This window comes from Sphingomonas sp. (assembly GCF_017304635.1).
Lineage (GTDB): Bacteria > Pseudomonadota > Alphaproteobacteria > Sphingomonadales > Sphingomonadaceae > Sphingomonas.
In genome coordinates, this window is record NZ_JAFKMA010000002.1 from 156,054 (window position 1) to 174,643 (window position 18,590).

Below are 18,590 nucleotides of genomic sequence, written 5' to 3' on the forward strand. Positions count from 1 at the left end.
GTCCGGCGCGATCCGTGCGACGGCGGCCTTGTCAGCCCCGACCCAAGCTGATAATCGCTCCGCCTTGCCACCCCTTGCCGGGTGCGCGGGCCGCCTTAGCTCAGCTGGTAGAGCATCGCATTCGTAATGCGGGGGTCACAGGTTCGAGTCCTGTAGGCGGCACCACTCTCGTAAAATCGAGCCTCACGGCGGACAAAACTGGGCACCATAGCGAGATGCCGAGCATGATCGCGAGCCCGTTTCGGCTCGACACGTGTTCAAATGCTCTCGCTGCATGGACAGCGGGGCAGCAGCATGATGACATATCAGACGACGAACGGCGACGTGCCTTCTCCATATGGCTGCGAAGCGATAGGCTGTCGTCGGCGAGAAGTGCTGATGGTCAGACGGTCGATCGCAAGAGGAAGAGCGCAAACTTTTCAATGAATGATCGGAAAAGCGTCGTGGCGGAAACTGAATCGGAACGTTTGCTGAAAGAGATCGGCGGATTGCTGATGGAAGATAGCGAATATCCGTTGGAACCCACATTGCTCTACGCCCAACTCGATCGAAATATGGTCGCAGAATCGATTTTCAAAGAGCTCGGCAATCAGTTCCTCTTTAGATGGCCGATGAACGAGCGCTTGTCATACGCACTTCTCGAGTTGTGGGAGGCGCAGGACGGACAGGATCGGTGGTCGGAGATGGAATATGTGCTGCGCGACGGCCAATTCGACGTCGCCTACTTCCATCCAGATGAGATCGATCCGCAGGAAGACGTGATCGAACGCAGCGAGCGTGCGCTGCAGCGGCATTTCGGAGAGAAGCCGATTGTCTATCCGCCCTTACCCACAGACGACGACCTTCAGAACTATGGTTTGTAGGTCGTCTTCTCGGGCGCTCGCGCGAGACCGAAATTTTCCAATAGCATAAATGCCCCCGTTTGTCCCGCGAGCGGCACCACCTTTTCTCCATCGCCGTATCGTTTTGCGCCGTTTGCCGCGCGGCTTCCTCTTGCGAGTGCGGTATGCAGGCAATACACTTGCGGGCAGGTGGCGGCTCCTTGTAGGTTCGTGGCTGCCGCAGTTGGAGATTGTGCATGGCGACGACCCCGGACACCGCGACGACGACCGTCGAGCCCGATCTGGTGCTGACACCGCCCGATCCGGTGCCAGTGGTCAGCACGGCGAAGGCGGCGGGGCTGGTGCCCGTCGACGACAAGAAGCGCACCGAACTGGAGGCGCGGGTCGACAGCTTCGTCGACGACCTCGTCGCGCAGGACGTCGATTCGCCCGAATTCGGCAAGCGCGTCGATGCCATCACCAGTATGGGGCAAAAGGAAATCCGCGACGCCGCGTCGCAGTCGAACCGCTTCCTCGACCGCCCGGTCAAGGCGATGGACAAGGATTCGGGCGTCGGCGCCGACCTCGTCCAGCTGCGCCTGACGATCGAGAAGCTCGATCCCGGGAACAACGGCAAGTTCTTCGGCGGCGGGCGCGGGTTCCTCGACAAGATCTTCGGCAGCAAGCTGACCGGCTATTTCGACCAGTACAAATCGTCGCAGAACCACATCTCGGCGATCCTGAAGAGCCTCGCGTCGGGCAAGGACGAGCTGCTGATGGACAATGCCGCGATCGATACCGAACGCGCCAATCTGTGGACCGCGATGGGGCGGCTCGAACAGATGATCCATCTGGCGAAGACGATGGACGCGCGGCTGGAGGACAAGGCGAACGAGCTCGACGCGACCGATCCGGCGAAAGCGAAGGCGCTGCGCGAGACGGCGTTGTTCTACGCCCGCCAGCGGACGCAGGACCTGCTGACCCAGATGGCGGTCAGCGTGCAGGGCTATCTGGCGCTCGATCTGGTCAAGAAGAACAATGTCGAGCTGGTGAAGGGCGTCGATCGTGCCTCGACCACGACCGTCGCCGCGCTGCGTACCGCGGTCACCGTGGCGCAGGCGCTGACCAGCCAGAAGCTGGTGCTGGAGCAAGTGACGCAGCTCAACACGACCACCGCCAACATCATCGATTCGACCGGCAAGTTGTTGAAATCGCAGACCGCGGCGATCCACGAGCAAGCGGCGAGCGCGACCATCCCGGTCGAAGTCCTGCAACGCGCGTTCCAGAACATCTACGACACGATGGACGCGATCGACGTGTTCAAGATGAAGGCGCTCGACAGCATGAAGGCGACGGTCGGCACGCTGTCGACCGAGGTCGAGAAGTCGAAGGGCTACATCGCGCGCGCCGAGGGTCAGGCGCAGGCGGCGCTGGCCGGGCCGGCGGCGGACCAGTTCAAGCTGGAGGCGGTGTAGGGCGATGTCATCGATCGACGACGCCGTCGCACGCGCGCAGGACATGCTTGACCGCACGTCGCCGCGCTATCGCACCGGTCCCGGCCGCCGCGCGCGCGAGAACGACATCGCCAAGCGGCTGACGCGCGTCGCGGTGGCCGATGCGGCGATCGTCGCGGCGGTGATCGTGTTCGGGCTGCTCGTGATGCCGATCGGGATGACCGGGTTTCTGCTGGTGGTGCTGGCGTTAATCGCGGTGACGGTGCTGTTGCTCGCGACCCCGGCGGTGGCGCCGCCGACGCTCGAGAAATTGCACGCGGTCGAGCTGAAGGCGCTGCCGGCGCAGACCGGCCGCTGGCTCGACGCGCAGCGCCCGATGCTGCCGGCGCCGGCGATTACCCTGGTCGACCAGATCGGGCTGAAGCTCGACGCGCTGTCGCCGCAACTGGCGACGCTGGGCGAGGACGCTCCCGCCGCCGCCGAGATCCGCAAGCTGGTCGGCGAACAACTGCCGGCGTTCGTCAAGGGCTACGAAGCGGTCCCGGCCGCGCTGCGCACCGTCGAACGCAACGGCAAGACCCCCGACCAGCAACTGGTCGACGGCCTGGGCGTGATCGGCCGCGAAATCGACGACATGGCCGCGCAACTCGCGCAAGGCGACCTCGACGCCCTGTCGACGCGCGGGCGGTATCTGGAGATCAAGTATCAGAGTGGGTAGCGCGGGGATTTAGGCGCCGCTAACGCGCCGTGCCCAGCGCCGCGACCGCGCGGTCGTGGAGGCGGGCGAGGGCGGCGAGCTGGATGCCGGGAGCGCTCGCCAGCACGCCGAACGCCTCCGCGCGGGGCGTGTTGAAGCAGAGCTTGCGACCCAGCGCGTCGGTCACCGCGCAGCCCGCTTCGCGCGCGATCAGGATGGCGGCGGCGATGTCCCATTCGTGGCCCCAGCGCAGCGTCGCGAGTAGATCGGCATCGCCCGCCGCGACATGCGCGATGCGCAGCGCGATCGAATTGGGCTTGGGCGTCGCGACTAGGTCGCGATCCTCCCTGGGCAATGTATCGGTCGGGGTGCGCGATCCGGCGAACGCGGTGCGGCCGCTATGCGCGATCGGGGCGCCGTTGAGCGTCGCGCCCTTGCCGGCCTCCGCCCGCCAGACCTGGCCGACCGCCGGCGCGTCGAGCACGGCGATCACCGGTTGCTCGCCCGCGACCAACGCGACCGAGACCGCCCAGCCGGGCCGCCCGCGGACGTAATCGCGCGTGCCGTCGATCGGATCGACCACCCACACGCGCCGCTTGCCCAGCCGCACGTGATCGTCGGCAGTCTCCTCCGACAGCCAACCGGCGTCGGGCAACAGCGCCGACAGCCGCTCGCGCAGCATGGCGTCGACCGCCAGGTCGACCTCGCATACCGGGCTGCCCGCTTCCTTTTCCCAGCGCTTGAAGTCGGTGCGCCACAATTGCAGCGCGTGCGCGCTCGCCTCCGCCGCGATCGCCGCGACCGCATCGGCGAGACCGGCGTCAGCCACCCGCCACCGTCATCCCGTCGATCCGCAAGGTCGGCACGTTGATCGCGTAGCGGAACGTCAGGTCGTTGGCCGCGGTCATCGCCGCGAACATCTCGGTCAAATTGCCGGCGATGGTGAATTCCTGGATCGGCCGAGTGAGCTCGCCATCCTCGATCAGGAAGCCGGCCGCGCCGCGGCTATAATCGCCGGTGACGCCGTTGACGCCCATGCCGATCAGTTCGGTCACGTAGACGCCACGCGCCACGCCGTCGAACAGCGCGTCGCGGCTGTCGCTGCCGGCGGCGATGTAGGTGTTGCTGGTCCCAACTCCGGGCGATCCGCCGCCGCCACGCACGGCATGGCCGGTCGGCTCCAGGCCCAATTGCCGCGCCGAGGCCGAATCGAGCAGCCACGTCTCGAGCACGCCGTCGCTGACGATCGCGGTCGGCGAGACCGCCAGCCCTTCGCCGTCGAACGGGCGCGAGCGCAGGCCGTGCGGGCGATGGGGATCGTCGCAGAGGGTAATGCCGGGCGCGAACACCTGCTCGCCGAGCCGCCCGAGCAGGAAGCTGGTCTGCCGTGCGATTGCCGCGCCGGAGATCGCGCCGATCAAATGGCCGATAAGCGACGATCCGATCCGGGGGTCGAAGATCACCGGCATCGGGCCACTGGCGGGCTGGATCGGATCGACGCGGGCGATCGCACGCTCGCCGGCGAGGCGCCCGATCGTCGCCGGATCGTCGAGGTGCCGGGCATGGCGGGCGGCGTGATAGGCGTAGTCGCGCTGCATCCCGCCGCCTTGCCCGGCGAGCACGCTCGCCTGGATCGCTCGGCTGGTCGCCTGGTACGCGCCGGCGAAGCCGTGGCTGGTGGCGAGCGCGACCGATATGCGCGAGGCGGACGCGCCGCCGCCCTCGCTGTTGGTGACGCCAGCGACGGCGCGCGCGGCATCCTCGGCGGCGAGCGCGGCTTCCTTCAAGGCGGCGGGCGAGGGGTCTTCGCGGTCGGCGAGGTCGAGATCGGGGACGCTGCCGTGGAGCAGCCGCTCCTCGGGCGCGAGCCCGGCCCATTGGTCCTCCGGCGCCTCACGCGCCATCGCGACCGCGCGCGCGACCAGCATGTCCATCGCTTCCGACGACAGATCGGAGCTCGACACCGACGCCGACCGCCGCCCGACGAAGACGCGCAGGGACAGCTCCTCATCCTCCGACCGGCCGACATCCTCGAGCTGGCCGAGCCGCACCGCGACCTCGATGCTGGCGGAGGCGGCGAGCGAGGCGTCGGCGGCGTCGGCGCCGGCCTTGCGCGCGCGGTCGACGATGTCCTGGGCGCGGGTTTGCGCAATGTCGGGGGTCAGCATGGCCGCGACTTAGGAAGCGCGCGGCCGAACGTCAAAAGCTGGTTTGCCCGATCACCAGGCAGGCGAGGAAGACGAGCAGCCCGGTGAATCGATTCGCGCGGAACCGATCGAGCGCGTTGGCGCCGTCGGCGGGGTGGAGCGTCGCGACTTGCCAGCCGAGGTGCATGGCGGCGGGGAGCAGCGCGAGCAGCACCAGCGGATCGGCGCGCAGTTGCCAGAAGGCGGCGGCCCACAATGCGAGCGCCACGGCGTAGAAGCCTGCCACGCCCGCCCGCACGTTGCCGCCCAGCGCCCGGGCTGACGACCGCACCCCGACCAACGCGTCGTCCTCGACATCCTGCAACGCATAGATCGTGTCGTATCCGATCACCCACGCGATCGACCCGGCATACAGCAGCAGCCCGGGCAGTGACAGATAGCCGACGATCTCGCTCCACCCGACCAGGGCCGCCCAGGAAAACACCAGCCCCAGCCACGCCTGCGGCCACCAGGTGATGCGTTTCATGAACGGATAGGCGGCGACCGGGGCGATGCTCACGAGCGCCACGACCTGGGCGTAGCGGTCGAACTGCCACAGCACGACCAGCCCGATCGCACAGAGCAAGGCGAGCCACGCCCACGCCGCCGTCACCGACACCGCTCCCGATGCGAGCGGGCGGCTGCGCGTCCGCGCGACCTGTCGGTCGAGGTCGCGATCGACGATGTCGTTGTAGACGCACCCGGCGCCACGCATCGCGACGCTGCCCAGCGCGATCCACAGGATCAGGTCCCACCGCTCGACCGCCCCCCGAGCGAGCGCGATGCTCCACGCGCCGGGCCAGAACAGCAATTGCCACCCGATCGGGCGGTCGAACCGCGCGAGCAAGGCGAAGGCGCGGGGACGCGAGGGCAGGCGGCCGATCAGCCCGCGATATTGCGAATCCGGGACGATGTCTGGCGTGGCGTTCATCGGCTGGTCACTACCGTGATGCTATTTGCCGCACCAGCGCCACGCTTTGCCCCAATCCCGTCACACCTTGTTCGCAGGAACGGAAACGGGGGGCCGTTTGTTGGAGTGTCGGAACTATGGCCTTTTCCCGGAACACTCTGCTCGTCGCGATCGCCGCCACGGCCATCGTCGGCGGCGCGGCAAGCGCCGCCTCGACCGCTTTTCCCGACCCTGCGCCGACGCCGTCGCAATCGTGGGTGGGGGTGTGGCGCAACACCAACAACACGATGCACATCCGCGCGACGCCGTGCGGATCGGGCAGCATGTGCGGAGTCGTCGTCTGGGCAAACGACCAGGCCAAGGCCGACGTCGCGGCCAAGGGGCGCAACATCATCGGCATGCAATTGTTCAGCGGTTTTCGCCAGACCGCGCCGATGGAGTGGAGGGGCAGCGTGTTCGTGCCCACCGTCGGCCGCAACTTTTCTGGCAAGATCACGTTGATCGATCATGACAGCCTGGTCGCGGTCGGCTGCCTATTCGCCGGCATCGGGTGCCAGACCCGGCACTGGACGCGATTGTCCTGAACGGGGGGAGATTAGGGGGCGCCGTTGGTTCATATCTCGGTCGCCATCGCCCGCTTCGTCGAATCGCTGTTCTGGGGCATCGCCCAAGCCGCGGGGCTCGCGCTGATCGGCACGGCGTTCGCGATCGCTGTGCTGCTGGTGAGTTGGCGCCACATGCGGCGGCGGCGGCGCTGATCCGGAGCGTCCGGCCGCCGCGCGTCGGGCGAAGGCTCGCGTAAGCGGCGTGAACGAAGCAATGTCCTTGTCCGACGTTCGCGGTAAGAGAGCGTCATGCCCGCCACCCCAGCCTGGCCGCCGCGGTCGACCCCGCGCCTGTTCGTCGAGACGCCGCTCGCGCTCGGCGCTTCGGTGCCCGTCGAGGGCGGGCAGGCGCATTACCTCGTCTCGGTCCTGCGGCTGAAGGCCGGCGATCCGGTCAAGCTGTTCGACGATGCGACGGGCGAGTGGCTCGGCATCGCGGCGAGCGTCGGCAAGCGCGCGGTCGTGCTCGACGTGACGCAGCAGCTACGCCCGCGCGAGCCGGTGCCCGACCTCTGGCTATGCGCTGCGCCGATCAAGAAGGGGCGGATCGACTGGGTGGCGGAAAAGGCGGCGGAACTGGGCGTCGCGCGGCTGGTCCCCGTGCTGACGCGGCGAACGGTAGTCGACCGGCTCAACGTCGAGCGCTTGCGCGCGCACATGATTGAGGCGGCGGAGCAATGCGACCGTACCGCGCTGCCCGACCTCGCCGATCCGGTGAAGCTCGACGCGCTGCTGCGCGACTGGCCGGCGGACCGCGCGCTGTTCTTCGCGGATGAGACCGGCGGCACGTCCGCCGCCGCCGCGATGGCGGCGCATCTCGGCCCGGCGGCGATCCTGATCGGGCCGGAGGGCGGCTTCGACGAGGCCGAGCGCACCGCGATCCGCGCTGTACCCCGGGCAGTCGGCATCGGGCTCGGCCCTCGCATCCTGCGCGCCGAAACCGCGGCGGCGGCGGCGATCGCGGTGTGGATGAGTGCGGCGGGGGATTGGCAGTAGCGCAGCGGTGAACTAACACAGCGGCACACCAGAGGGGCCGCCACATGATTCGCACCGCCATTGCCGCCATCGCCGTCGTCGCATCCGTTCCCGCTGTCGCTGCCCCCGCCCGTACCGCCGATCCGGTCGCTGCCGTCGAAGCCTTCGCCGCCGCGCAACGCGCGTTCGACCAGACCGCGCTTGTCGAGGTGACCGCGCCCGATTTCGTCGAGATCTCGCCGCTCGGCGAAGTCGATCCGCGCGACCGCATGCTGGGCTTCTACGCCCCTGACAAGAAGGTCGCCGGGCCGCCCGTCACGATGGACGAGCGTACCGTCCGGACATCGGGCAATCTCGCCATCGTTACCGTGCGGTACGCGATCGGCGAGCATGCGCTGCGCGCCGTCTACGTCGTGCGCCGCGATGCCGGGCAATGGCGGCTCGTTTCGGCACAATATACTCCGATCCGTGTCGTGAAGCCGGCCTGATCGCGGTCAATGACGAGCCTCTGGCGCGGGGCCCGGCGCCTCGCTACATGCGCGCCATGACGACGAAGACCGTTTCAAACAGCAACGCAGCGGTCATCGACAGCCGCGACCAGCTGATCGCCTATTTCGCCGATGGCGAGAAGCCGGCGGCGCGCTGGCGGATCGGCACCGAGCACGAGAAATTCGTCTATCGCACCACCGATCATCGCGCCCCCGGCTGGGACGATGCCGGCGGCATCCGCGACCTGCTCAACGGCCTGACCGAGTTCGGCTGGCGGCCGGTCGAGGAAAACGGCAAGATCATCGCGCTGACCGGCGCCGACGGCTCGGTCAGCCTGGAACCGGCCGGCCAGTTCGAGCTGTCGGGCGCGCCGCTCGACAATCTGCACCAGACCTGCGCGGAGACCGGGCGGCACCTCGAACAGGTGAAAGCGATCGGCGACCGACTCGGGCTCGGCTTCCTCGGCATGGGGATGTGGCCAGACAAGACGCGCGCCGAACTGCCGGTGATGCCCAAGGGCCGCTACGCGATCATGCTGCGCCACATGCCGCGTGTGGGGTCGCTCGGGCTCGACATGATGCTGCGGACCTGTACCATTCAGGTTAATCTGGACTATAGTTCGGAAGCCGACATGGCGAAGAAGTTCCGCGTCGGCCTCGCGCTACAGCCGCTGGCGACGGCGTTGTTCGCCAATTCGCCGTTCACCGAAGGCAAGCCCAACGGCATGCTGTCGTACCGCAGCCATATCTGGTCGGACACCGACGCCGCGCGCACCGGCATGCTGCCCTTCGTGTTCGAGGACGGGTTCGGCTACGAACGCTATGCCGATTATGCGCTCGATGTGCCGATGTACTTTGTCTATCGCGACGGCCGGTATATCGACGCGGCAGGCCTGAGCTTCCGCGATTTCCTCGACGGCAAGCTGTCGGTGCTGCCGGGCGAGAAGCCGACGATCGAGGATTGGGTCGACCATCTGTCGACCGCCTTCCCCGAAGTGCGGCTGAAGACCTTCCTGGAGATGCGCGGGGCGGATGGCGGGCCGTGGGGACGGATCTGCGCGCTGCCGGCGCTGTGGGTCGGGCTGCTCTACGACCAGGGCGCGCTCGACGCGGCGTGGGATTTGGTCAAGGACTGGTCGATGGGCGACCGCGAGGCGCTGCGCAACGCGGTGCCGCGACTGGCGCTCGACGCGCCGCTGCCGGGCGGCGGCAAGCTGCGCGATATCGCCGGCGAGGTGCTCGACATCGCGCATGCCGGGCTCGCCGCGCGTGGGCGGACCGATGCCGGCGGCTCGAACGAGACCGGCTTCCTCGATCCGCTGCGCGAGGTGGTGCGGACCGGCAAGGTGCCGGCACAGGTGCTGCTCGATCGCTATGACGGCGAATGGGGCGGGGACATCTCGCGCATCTATGGCGAGATGAGTTTCTAGCCCGCGGTCTTCACGCCCTTCAGCCAGCGGAAGAAGCGCGGGACGGCGCCGTTGCGCTCCATCCACTGATAATATTCCTCGTAGGCCGGGTCGGCGCGCAAGTGCCGCTCCTCGGTCCGCGCGCGCCAGTAATAGACGCCGGCGATCGCCCCCATGATCGCGGTGGCGCGGATCGCATCGACCCAGCTGCCCGTCGTCAGGAACGGCAGCGTCGCCAGCATCCAGAACAGGTTCTTCGCCAGATATGCCGGGTGCCGCGACCAGGCGTACGGCCCGTTGGTGATGATCCCGCGATTGGTGAGGTTGGAAAAGCGCAGGCCGAACGCAACCGTCGCCCAGGCATAGATCGCGGTCAGCCCGACCAGCGCCGCGCCCACCACCATCAGCGCCGGCGGCGACCCTGCCAGCCACGCCGCCCAGCCGTCCTCGCCGCGCGTCCCCGGGCGATAATCGAGCGGCCCGCCATCGCCCATCAGCACGAACGGCGGGTAGCAGATCAGCGCCGCGGTCCACCCGGCCGCATACGGATTGGCGGTGCGGATGTGGCTGTCGAGCGGGCGCAGCGCGAGCAGGTAGCCGGCGGTCGCGAACGCCACGTCGACCATGAACATGAAGGTGATGAGCGCCTTCGCCAGCGCGACCGGATCGCGCACCGCCTGGCCCAGGTCGGCATTGACGAACATCCCGAACCCCGGCGGAACGATCGCCAGCATGAAGGCGATGAAGAAGCCCTTGACCGTCCAACTGCGCAGGTGATTCCAGATCGCCTCGCGGTCGATCGCCACGTCGAGCCCCATCAGCCATGCGCCGAGCGCCCAGCAGCCGTCCTTCGGCTCGACCATGTAGCGGTCGAGCCAGATCGTGTAGGGGATCGATAGCACGAACAGCACCGGCGCTGCTCCCATCAGGCACCACATCGCGAACGCGAATCCGTCCTGCCAATAGAAGCGCCCGATCGCATATACCGCGGCGATCCCCGCCCAGGTCAGCCACAGCCCGGCGAGCTTGGCGATCGACCCGTCGATCGTCTCGCGCCACGGCTTGGGGGCGGCCCAGTCGATCCCGGTCGTGGCGTTGCGGTGGACCTTGGCCACGATCACCGACCACAGCACCATCGGCAACGCGGTCGCGGCGACATTGACGAGCGCCGCATACGGCCCGTCCATCCCAAACCACTTCGCGACACCGACCCAGATCAGCATGCCGACGAGGCCCGCAAGCCCGGTTCCCCCCGTCACCGCGGAGGCGGGACACGGATCGGCCTTGGCCGCGGCGGCGAGCGTCGGATCGTGATACATGCGCGCGACACTAGCCGCCGAATGGTAAACACGCCGTCAAGGACGACCGCGTCCGGAAGACCGCCTTGCGGACCCGCCCCCGACCCGCTACCCGCATCGCTACGGCGCGGGTGTAGCTCAATGGTAGAGCAGAAGCCTTCCAAGCTTACGACGAGGGTTCGATTCCCTTCACCCGCTCCACCGCCGCCAAGATTCAGCATAGCTAAATCGCGGATGGCGGCGGTTCGGCCGGCTCCGCTTGCGGCGACCGACGGCGTGGCGCCGCCACGCCGCAGCGCGAACTAGTCCGATCCCTTCGGCAAAACCTTGGTGCCCGACGGCAGGCGAGTCTTCGCCTGGGGCGTGCCGCTGACGGTGAAGACGCCGCCGGGGAGCAGGGTCACGTAATAATCGCCGGTGTCGTTGCAGGTCACCAGCCAAACCTGGTGGCCGTTGTCGCGCGGGCGGTCGGTGATCTTGACGACCTTGTCGCACTGATAGTCGGCGTCGTAGATCGCCTTGTAGAAGGTGATCTCGCGCTGTTTCGGGGTGAGGGCGGCGATCTTCGCCTCCATCGGGTCGGTCGTCGGGGTCGCGGCCGGTGCGGTACCGTTGCCGCCCGAAGACGGCTGGCCGCACCCGGCGAGCAACGCACCGCCCATCACCACAGCCAGTCCGGTCTTCATCGCCCTTCTCCCTTCGCGGTCGCGGCACGCCAACGCCCGAGCGGCCGACAGGTTACGGAATTGCCGCGTTCAGCGTTTGTTTGTCAATTTCTGCGACAGCCCGGCCGAGACCCGTGTCGGCAGACCTTACACGCCGCCTGCGGGGTCGAGAGGGCGACGATGATCCGGCTGTTCAAACATTATGTCCCCTATGCGGTCGTCTTTCTGGCGCTGCTCGACTGTGCGCTGCTGGTTGCGGCGGCGGAGGTCGGCTTCCGGCTGCGCATCCACCAGCTCGGCAGCCTGGTCGATCCGATCGACAATCGCTGGCCGCAATTGCTGGTCTATACCGCCGCGCTGGAGATCGCGATGGTCGCGGTCGGCGTGTACGGTGCCGACGCGCTACAGTCGCTGCGCCGCGCGACCGCGCGCATCCTGGTGGCGATCTCGCTCGGCGTGCTGTTGCTGTCCGCCGTCTATTTCCTGTCGCCGCAGCTCGGTTTCTGGCGATCGAACCTGCTCTACGCGATGGCGATCTCGGCCGTCACGCTGGTCGCGATCCGCATCCTGCTCGGCAAGATGCTGGGTAGCCAGGTGTTCAAGCGGCGCATCGTCGTGCTGGGTGCCGGTGCCCGCGCGGCGCGGCTGAAGACGCTGGCGCAGGCGCCGGGGTCGGCGTTCGTCGTCGTCGGCTATGTGTCGATGAGCGAGGCCAATCGCGTCATTCCGGAAGCGATCGCGCGCGACGCGATCTACAATCTGGCCGACCACGTCGTGCTGCTCAACGCCAGCGAAGTCGTGCTCGCGCTGGAGGAGCGGCGCAACGCGCTGCCGCTCAAAGACCTGCTGCGGATCAAGACCACTGGGGTGCATGTCAACGAGATCTCGACATTCCTCGAGCGCGAGACGGGCCGCGTCGACCTGCAATCGGTCAACCCGAGCTGGCTGATCTTTTCCGACGGTTTCTCGTCGGGGCGGATGCTGTCGGCGGTGTTCAAGCGGCTGTTCGACATCGCCGCGAGCGCGCTGCTGCTGACGCTGGCCGCGCCGGTGATCGTGCTGACCGCGATCGCGGTGAAGCTGGAGAGCAAGGGGCCGGCCCTTTACCGCCAGCGCCGCGTCGGGCTGTACGGCGTCGGGTTCGACTGCATCAAGCTGCGCTCGATGCGGCAGGATGCCGAAGTCGCGGGCAAGGCGGTGTGGGCGGAAAAGGACGATCCCCGCATCACGCGCGTCGGGCGGTTCATCCGCAAAGTGCGGCTCGACGAGCTGCCGCAATGCTGGTCGGTGCTGAAGGGCGAGATGAGTTTCGTCGGCCCGCGCCCCGAACGCCCGCAATTCGTCGACGACCTCGAACAGCAGCTGCCTTATTATGCCGAGCGCCACATGGTGAAGCCGGGCATCACCGGCTGGGCGCAAATCAACTATCCCTATGGCGCGTCGATCGAGGACAGCCGGCAGAAGCTGGAATACGACCTGTATTACGCCAAGAACTATTCGCCGTTCCTCGACCTGCTGATCCTGCTGCAGACGATCCGCGTGGTGATCTGGCCCGAGGGGGCGCGGTAACGTGCGGACTTTCGCCGTCACTGCGTCAACATCCGCGGGTCGTTGCTAGGCAATGATTCCAACTATCGTCCTCTGGAGCCATGCTTTCGCGGCCCTGTTGTTCGCCGGGATCGGGGTGGCGCAACTGCGAGGGCGCGGCGCGAGCGTGCCGCGCACGGCGTTCCTGGCGGCGCTGGCGCTGACCTCGCTCTGGGCGCTCGCGATCGCGGGCATCGGCACGAGCGAGGCGATCACCTGGGTCGCCGAAAGCCTGCGCAACCTGGGCTGGCTGGGGTTCATGCTCGCGCTGATCCGGCACGACTGGCAGGCGCGCAGCGACCGCGGCGTGCTGACGATCTACGGCGTATTGGCGCTGGTTGCGCTGACCGGCGCGGTGCTCGCCATCGCCTATCCCGCCACCGGCGCCGATGCCGCCCATGGTACGGTCGTGGTCCGCGTGCTGTTGCGGATGATGGTCGCGGTCGGCGCGCTGGTGCTGGTCAACCACCTCTATTCGCTGGTCGCGCCGGCGGCGCGGGGCGGCATCCGCGTCGCGGTGGTCGCGCTCGCGACGATGTGGGGAAGCGACCTGGTGCTCTACGCGATCGCCTATGTCGGCGGGCACTGGTCGCCGGTGCTGGTGGCGGTCCGCGGTCTGGTGATGGTCGCGGTCGCACCGATGCTGGCGATCGCGGTGCATTGCAACGGCAACTGGACGCTGCATCTGTCGCGTACCGTCGCCTGGCGCTCGCTGAGCGCGATCGCGCTGGCGGTCTATGCCATGACGACCGTGGTCGCGATCAGCGCGATCGACCTGTTCGGCGGCGACTATGCGCGGATCGGGCAGACCGCCTTCGTCGTCGGGTCGGCCGCCGCGCTGCTGACGTTGCTGTCGTCGCCAGGGATCAAGGCCTGGGCGAAGGTGATGCTGGCGAAGCATTTGTTTCGACACCGTTACGATTATCGCGCGGAGTGGATTCGCTTCACTGAGACGCTGGGCCTGCCGGGCGAGGATGCGCCGGGGCTGGAGGAGCGCGTGGTCAAGGCGGTCGCCGACCTGACCGACTCCCCCGCCGGGCTGCTGCTGGTCGCGGACGGCGGCGGGCTGACGCCGGGGGCGGGGTGGCGCTGGGACGGCGTGCCGCCCGCGGCCACGGGCGACGCGCTCGCCGCGATCCTGGCCGGGGGCAGCCATATCGTCGAACTCGACAGCGTGCGTGCGGGACGGGCGGAGCCCGCCGAGCTCGCCGCGGTGCCGCAATGGATGGTCGACGACGCCGCCGCCTGGGCGGTGGTGCCGCTGGTCCATCTCGACCGGCTGGTTGGCGCCATCCTGCTGGCGCGACCGCCGATCGACCGCAGCCTCGACTGGGAGGATTTCGACTTGCTCCGCATCGCCGGGCGGCAGGTCGCGAGCTATCTGGCGGAGGCGCGCGGGCGCGACCAGCTCGCCGATGCGCGCCGGTTCGACGAGTTCAACCGGCGCTTCGCCTTCATCCTCCACGACGTGAAGAATCTAGTCAGCCAGCTCACCCTGGTCGCACGCAATGCCGAGCGCCATGCCGACAATCCCGCGTTCCGCGCCGATATGATCGCCACACTGAAGGCGTCGGCGGGGCGGATGAACGACTTGCTCGCGCGGCTGTCGCAGCATCATTCGGGGCGCGCCGACGAGCCGAGCGCGGTCGCGCTGATGCCGCTCGTGGAGCGCGTCGCCAAGGCGCGGGGCAACGGCCAGGCGGTGATCGTCGCGGGCGACCGCGCCGCCTTCGCGCTCGCCGATCCAGCCCGGCTCGAACAGGCGCTCGGGCATCTGATCCAGAACGCGGTCGAGGCGAGCGGGGCCGATCCGGTGACCGTCACCGTCGCCGCACACAATGTCACCGTCGCCGATCGCGGTTGTGGGATGAGCGCGGCGTTCGTCCGCGACGAGCTGTTCCGCCCGTTCGTGTCGACCAAGTCCGGTGGCTTCGGCATCGGCGCGTTCGAGGCGCGCCAGCTGATCCTCGGCATGGGCGGGACCCTCACCGTCGCCAGCCGCGAAGGCGAGGGGACTCGCTTCACCATCATGCTGCCCGCAGCGCACCCCACCACTCTGGAGCAGGCCGCGTGAGCAAGCCTAAGTTATTGATTATAGAGGATGATATCGGTCTTCAGCGGCAGTTGCGCTGGGCCTATGACGGCTATGAGGTGATCGTCGCCGGCGACCGCCGCGAAGCGATCGACGCCGTCCGCGCGGAGGAGCCGGCGGTGGTGACGCTCGACCTCGGCCTGCCCCCCGACCCCGACGGCGTGACCGAGGGGTTCGCGACGTTGGCCGAGATCCTGGCGCTCAAATCCGACACCAAGGTCATCGTCGCCTCCGGCCATGGCGCGCGCGAAAGCGCGTTGCGCGCGATCGGGGCGGGGGCATGGGACTTCTACCAGAAGCCGATCGACATCGACGCGCTCGGCCTGATCGTTTCGAGAGCGTTTCATGTCGCCGCGCTGGAGGCCGAGAACCGGCGCCTCGCCGCGGCAACTTCGCCAACTTTGGCCGGCCTCATCACCGCCGCACCCGAGATGCTGAAGGTCACCAGCATGATCGAGCGCGTCGCTCGCGCCGACGTGTCGGTGATGCTGCTCGGCGCGAGCGGGACCGGCAAGGAGGTGCTGGCGCGCGGCCTGCACGACGCGTCGGGCCGCAAGGGCGCATTCGTCGCGATCAACTGCGCGGCGATCCCAGAGACCCTGCTCGAAAGCGAGCTGTTCGGGCACGAGAAGGGCGCGTTCACCGGCGCGGTCAAGACGACCGAGGGCAAGATCGAGCTGGCCGACGGCGGCACCCTGTTCCTCGACGAGATCGGCGACGTACCGCTGCCGCTCCAGGTCAAGCTGCTGCGGTTCCTGCAGGAACGCGTGATCGAGCGGATCGGCGGACGCAAAGCTATCCCCGTCGACGTCCGCATCGTCTGCGCGACGCACCAGGACGTCGACGCGATGGTCGCGAGCGGGGCGTTCCGCGAGGATCTCTATTACCGCCTCGCCGAGATCGTCGTGCGCATCCCGAGCCTGGCCGAACGCGCGGGGGATCCCGTGCTGCTCGCGCGGCATTTCCTCCACCTCCACGCGACCGCGATGAAGCGGCCGGTCACCGGTCTCGCGCCCGATGCGCTGGCCGCGATCGACGCGTGGGGCTGGCCCGGCAACGTCCGTGAACTGGAGAACCGGATGAAGCGTGCGGTCATCATGGCCGACGGCAAGCTCGTCACCGCCGCCGATCTCGACCTCGACGGGCGCGAGGAGGCGGCGGTGCCGATCAACCTGAAGGCGGTGCGCGAGACCGCCGACCGCAAGGCGATCCGCCATGCGCTGGCGCGCGCCGAGGGCAACATCTCGAACACCGCGCGGTTGCTCGGGATCAGCCGGCCGACGCTCTACGACCTGCTCAAGAGTTACGATCTTCAGGGGACGGCACGATGAGGGTGTGGCTCAAGGGCGCCGCGATCGGCGCCGTCGCGCTGGTCGCCACCACCGGCGTCGCGCTGACCGTGGTCGCGCCGGCGCGGGCGGACGGGGCGGCGGCGCGGCACGAGATCGCGCTCAGCCTCGCGCTGCTGACCGACGGCAATTACAACGCGGCGCGGTCCAAGGCCGAGGCGGCGATCAAGGCCGATCCGAAATGGGGCCTGGCGCATGCGGTGCTGGCGCGGTCGTATCTCGCGCTGGGAGACGGCATCGCGGCGGAGGGCGAGCTGACGCGCGCCGCCGCCAACGGCTTCGACATGGCGCGCGGGCACCAGATGCTCGCCGAGGCGTGGCTGCTGCAAGGCGACGCCAACCGCGCGATGACGGAAGCGGCGAAGGCCGATCCGCGGTTCGGGGGCTATGCCGCGCGCGTGATCGCGCGGGCGCTGGCGCAACAGGGGCGCGTCGCCGATGCGACCGCTGTCCTCGGCAAGCTGCTCGATGCCGATCCCACGGACGCGGCGGCATGGCGCGATCTCGGCCGCATCCGCTTGACTGCGGGCGATGTCGCCGGCGCATCGAGCGATGCGACACGTGCGGTCGCGCTGGCCCCCGCCGATCTCGCCGCGCTGACGCTCCGCGGCGAGCTCGTCCGCCAGCAATACGGGCTCGCGGCTGCCGTGCCGTGGTTCGAGGCGGCGTTGCAACGCGACGCCTACTACCACCCCGCACTGATCGAATATGCCGCGACGATGGGCGACATGGGCCGGTACGGCGCGATGCTGGGCGCCGCGCGCCGCGCGCTCGCGGCGCGTCCCGGCAGCCCGCAGGCGCTGTATCTCGAAGCCGTGCTGGCCGCCCGCGCGGAGAATTACGACCTCGCGCGTGACCTGATGCAGCGGACCGGCGGCGCGGTCGACACGTTGCCCGGCGCGCTGCTGCTGAACGGCACGCTCGATTATCAGGCCGGCGCCTACGAACAGGCGATCGAGAAGTGGCGCGAGCTGGTCGGACGTCAGCCGATGAACATCACCGCGCGGCGCCTGCTCGGTGCCGCGCTGCTGCGCTCCGGCGATGCGCGCGGCGCGCTCGACGTGTTGCGTCCGGTCGCATTGCGCGGCGATGCCGACAGCTATACGCTCGGCTTGGTCGGACGCGCATTCGAGGCGAGCGGCCAGCGCGACTGGGCAGCCAGGTTCCTCGACCGCGCGGCTTGGCCGGTGGTCGGCGGCTCCAACCCGTTCGGCAGCGACGATCCGCTGGCCGTGCTGGCAGGAGCGGCCGCCGACGATCCCGGCAACCCGGCGCTCGCCGTCGGCGAAATCCGCGGGATGATCGACGCCGGCCGTGCGTCCGACGCGCTGGCGCGCGCGCAGGCGCTGGCGGCGTCACGACCGGGGGCGCCGGCCGCGCAACTGCTGGTCGGCGACACCCTGATGACGATGGGGCGCTATGCTGCCGCCGCCGATGCCTATCGCCATGCCGCGGACATCCGCTTCGACGAGCCCACCATGCTGCGTACGGTCGATGCGCTCGATCGTGCCGGGCGCCGGCCCGAAGCGTCGACTGTGCTCGCGACGTATCTGTTGCAGCATCCGGAAAGCGTCGCGGCGCTTCGCCTGGTCGCGCATTGGCAGGTGGCGCGGGGCGATTGGGACGGTGCGCTAGCGACGCTCGAGGATTTGCGCGCGCGGGTCGGGTCGCGCGATGCCGGGCTGCTCGCGGAACTGGCCTATGCCAATGTCGGCGCCGACAATGCCGACGACGCGCTGAGCTACGCCGCCGCCGCCTATGACGTCGCTCCGATGAACCCGGTCGCGACCGACGCCTATGGCTGGGCGTTCTACGCGGCGGGCGACGATGCCAAGGCCAAGGACCTGCTGGAGAAGGCGGCGTCGCTGGCGCCACGCCACGCCGGCATCCGCTGGCATCTGGCGCAGGTCTATGCCGATCTCGGCCGCACCGCCGAGGCGAAGGGGTTGATCGCCGCGGTGCTCGCCGATCCCACCTTCACGGACCGCGCGCCGGCGCAGGCGCTGCTCAAGACGCTCGGTTGATCGCATGAGCAGCACGGTCTCGCGTGGCCC

Annotated in this window: 17 protein-coding genes and 2 tRNA genes; 14 read left to right on the forward strand and 5 right to left on the reverse strand. The window is 68.6% G+C overall.

Features of this window, described 5'->3' with window-relative positions:
* Positions 1-89 precede the first annotated feature (89 nt).
* The 4 genes from J0I47_RS07825 (at position 90) to J0I47_RS07840 (ending at position 2,993) form a co-directional block, all read left to right on the forward strand.
* Positions 90-165: transfer RNA gene (locus J0I47_RS07825), tRNA-Thr, on the forward strand.
* Between the two features lie 59 nt (positions 166-224).
* Positions 225-863, forward strand: a complete 639-nt coding sequence (locus tag J0I47_RS07830) for a hypothetical protein (protein ID WP_294046154.1) — start codon at positions 225-227, stop codon at positions 861-863.
* A gap of 215 nt (positions 864-1,078) precedes the next feature.
* The gene (locus tag J0I47_RS07835; RefSeq protein ID WP_294046156.1) at positions 1,079-2,296 is read left to right on the forward strand and encodes a toxic anion resistance protein; all 1,218 of its coding nucleotides are present in this window, start codon (positions 1,079-1,081) and stop codon (positions 2,294-2,296) included.
* 4 nt (positions 2,297-2,300) lie between these two features.
* Entirely contained in the window at positions 2,301-2,993 is a 693-nt protein-coding gene (locus J0I47_RS07840) for a hypothetical protein (RefSeq protein WP_294046158.1), read from the forward strand.
* Positions 2,994-3,012: 19 nt separating this feature from the next.
* Here J0I47_RS07840 and J0I47_RS07845 read toward each other — a convergent pair whose 3' ends face one another.
* From J0I47_RS07845 to ubiA, 3 genes are read right to left on the reverse strand one after another with little or no spacing between them, the layout of a single operon-like run.
* Positions 3,013-3,801, reverse strand: coding sequence for a 3'(2'),5'-bisphosphate nucleotidase CysQ (locus J0I47_RS07845; RefSeq protein ID WP_294046159.1), 789 nt, complete (start codon positions 3,799-3,801; stop codon positions 3,013-3,015).
* Positions 3,794-5,140 (reverse strand): TldD/PmbA family protein, encoded by a 1,347-nt coding sequence (locus J0I47_RS07850; RefSeq protein ID WP_294046161.1) that lies wholly within the window; start codon positions 5,138-5,140, stop codon positions 3,794-3,796. Before J0I47_RS07850 ends, J0I47_RS07845 begins: the two co-directional genes overlap by 8 nt.
* A 31-nt stretch (positions 5,141-5,171) precedes the next feature.
* On the reverse strand, positions 5,172-6,089 hold the full coding sequence (ubiA, locus tag J0I47_RS07855) for a 4-hydroxybenzoate octaprenyltransferase (protein ID WP_294046163.1): 918 nt from the start codon (positions 6,087-6,089) through the stop codon (positions 5,172-5,174).
* Between the two features lie 116 nt (positions 6,090-6,205).
* Between ubiA and J0I47_RS07860 the strand changes: the two genes are divergently transcribed.
* From J0I47_RS07860 to J0I47_RS07880, 5 genes are all read left to right on the forward strand, one after another.
* Positions 6,206-6,652 (forward strand): DUF2147 domain-containing protein, encoded by a 447-nt coding sequence (locus J0I47_RS07860; RefSeq protein ID WP_294046165.1) that lies wholly within the window; start codon positions 6,206-6,208, stop codon positions 6,650-6,652.
* Positions 6,653-6,676: 24 nt separating this feature from the next.
* Entirely contained in the window at positions 6,677-6,826 is a 150-nt protein-coding gene (locus J0I47_RS07865) for a hypothetical protein (protein ID WP_294046166.1), read from the forward strand.
* Between the two features lie 96 nt (positions 6,827-6,922).
* Positions 6,923-7,669, forward strand: coding sequence for a 16S rRNA (uracil(1498)-N(3))-methyltransferase (locus tag J0I47_RS07870; protein ID WP_294046168.1), 747 nt, complete (start codon positions 6,923-6,925; stop codon positions 7,667-7,669).
* Positions 7,670-7,713: 44 nt separating this feature from the next.
* A complete protein-coding gene (locus J0I47_RS07875; protein ID WP_294046169.1) occupies positions 7,714-8,136 on the forward strand; it encodes a nuclear transport factor 2 family protein in 423 nt (140 codons plus the stop codon).
* Between the two features lie 56 nt (positions 8,137-8,192).
* On the forward strand, positions 8,193-9,566 hold the full coding sequence (locus J0I47_RS07880) for a glutamate--cysteine ligase (RefSeq protein ID WP_294046171.1): 1,374 nt from the start codon (positions 8,193-8,195) through the stop codon (positions 9,564-9,566).
* On the opposite strand, the gene J0I47_RS07885 is transcribed toward J0I47_RS07880, so the two are convergent.
* A complete protein-coding gene (locus tag J0I47_RS07885; RefSeq protein WP_294046172.1) occupies positions 9,563-10,864 on the reverse strand; it encodes an isoprenylcysteine carboxylmethyltransferase family protein in 1,302 nt (433 codons plus the stop codon). The two genes, J0I47_RS07880 and J0I47_RS07885, sit on opposite strands and share 4 nt — an antisense overlap.
* A 106-nt stretch (positions 10,865-10,970) precedes the next feature.
* Between J0I47_RS07885 and J0I47_RS07890 the strand changes: the two genes are divergently transcribed.
* A tRNA-Gly gene (locus tag J0I47_RS07890) sits at positions 10,971-11,044 on the forward strand.
* A 101-nt stretch (positions 11,045-11,145) separates the two neighbouring features.
* Here the strand turns inward: J0I47_RS07890 and J0I47_RS07895 are convergent.
* Entirely contained in the window at positions 11,146-11,529 is a 384-nt protein-coding gene (locus tag J0I47_RS07895; protein ID WP_294046173.1) for a hypothetical protein, read from the reverse strand.
* Positions 11,530-11,688: 159 nt separating this feature from the next.
* Here J0I47_RS07895 and J0I47_RS07900 point away from each other — a divergent pair, with 159 nt between their 5' ends.
* The 4 genes from J0I47_RS07900 to J0I47_RS07915 are packed head-to-tail and all read left to right on the forward strand — an operon-like array spanning position 11,689 to position 18,560.
* Positions 11,689-13,077, forward strand: coding sequence for a TIGR03013 family XrtA/PEP-CTERM system glycosyltransferase (locus J0I47_RS07900; protein WP_294046175.1), 1,389 nt, complete (start codon positions 11,689-11,691; stop codon positions 13,075-13,077).
* Positions 13,078-13,129: 52 nt separating this feature from the next.
* Entirely contained in the window at positions 13,130-15,169 is a 2,040-nt protein-coding gene (gene prsK / locus J0I47_RS07905) for an XrtA/PEP-CTERM system histidine kinase PrsK (protein ID WP_294046177.1), read from the forward strand.
* On the forward strand, positions 15,166-16,518 hold the full coding sequence (prsR, locus tag J0I47_RS07910) for a PEP-CTERM-box response regulator transcription factor (protein WP_294046178.1): 1,353 nt from the start codon (positions 15,166-15,168) through the stop codon (positions 16,516-16,518). Before prsK ends, prsR begins: the two co-directional genes overlap by 4 nt.
* The gene (locus J0I47_RS07915) at positions 16,515-18,560 is read left to right on the forward strand and encodes a tetratricopeptide repeat protein (protein WP_294046180.1); all 2,046 of its coding nucleotides are present in this window, start codon (positions 16,515-16,517) and stop codon (positions 18,558-18,560) included. The genes prsR and J0I47_RS07915 overlap by 4 nt, the downstream gene beginning before the upstream one ends.
* Positions 18,561-18,590 lie beyond the last annotated feature (30 nt).

Excerpts from the sequence above, each read along its gene's own strand:
- J0I47_RS07835 (WP_294046156.1), top strand. The coding sequence starts at position 1,079 with ATGGCGACGACCCCGGACACCGCGACGACGACCGTCGAGCCCGATCTG.
- J0I47_RS07885 (WP_294046172.1), bottom strand. The coding sequence starts at position 10,864 with ATGTATCACGATCCGACGCTCGCCGCCGCGGCCAAGGCCGATCCGTGT.
- J0I47_RS07850 (WP_294046161.1), bottom strand. The coding sequence starts at position 5,140 with ATGCTGACCCCCGACATTGCGCAAACCCGCGCCCAGGACATCGTCGAC.
- J0I47_RS07860 (WP_294046165.1), top strand. The coding sequence starts at position 6,206 with ATGGCCTTTTCCCGGAACACTCTGCTCGTCGCGATCGCCGCCACGGCC.
- prsK (WP_294046177.1), top strand. The coding sequence starts at position 13,130 with ATGATTCCAACTATCGTCCTCTGGAGCCATGCTTTCGCGGCCCTGTTG.
- J0I47_RS07880 (WP_294046171.1), top strand. The coding sequence starts at position 8,193 with ATGACGACGAAGACCGTTTCAAACAGCAACGCAGCGGTCATCGACAGC.
- J0I47_RS07875 (WP_294046169.1), top strand. The coding sequence starts at position 7,714 with ATGATTCGCACCGCCATTGCCGCCATCGCCGTCGTCGCATCCGTTCCC.
- J0I47_RS07900 (WP_294046175.1), top strand. The coding sequence starts at position 11,689 with ATGATCCGGCTGTTCAAACATTATGTCCCCTATGCGGTCGTCTTTCTG.
- ubiA (WP_294046163.1), bottom strand. The coding sequence starts at position 6,089 with ATGAACGCCACGCCAGACATCGTCCCGGATTCGCAATATCGCGGGCTG.
- J0I47_RS07915 (WP_294046180.1), top strand. The coding sequence starts at position 16,515 with ATGAGGGTGTGGCTCAAGGGCGCCGCGATCGGCGCCGTCGCGCTGGTC.
- J0I47_RS07895 (WP_294046173.1), bottom strand. The coding sequence starts at position 11,529 with ATGAAGACCGGACTGGCTGTGGTGATGGGCGGTGCGTTGCTCGCCGGG.
- J0I47_RS07870 (WP_294046168.1), top strand. The coding sequence starts at position 6,923 with ATGCCCGCCACCCCAGCCTGGCCGCCGCGGTCGACCCCGCGCCTGTTC.
- J0I47_RS07830 (WP_294046154.1), top strand. The coding sequence starts at position 225 with ATGATCGCGAGCCCGTTTCGGCTCGACACGTGTTCAAATGCTCTCGCT.
- J0I47_RS07840 (WP_294046158.1), top strand. The coding sequence starts at position 2,301 with ATGTCATCGATCGACGACGCCGTCGCACGCGCGCAGGACATGCTTGAC.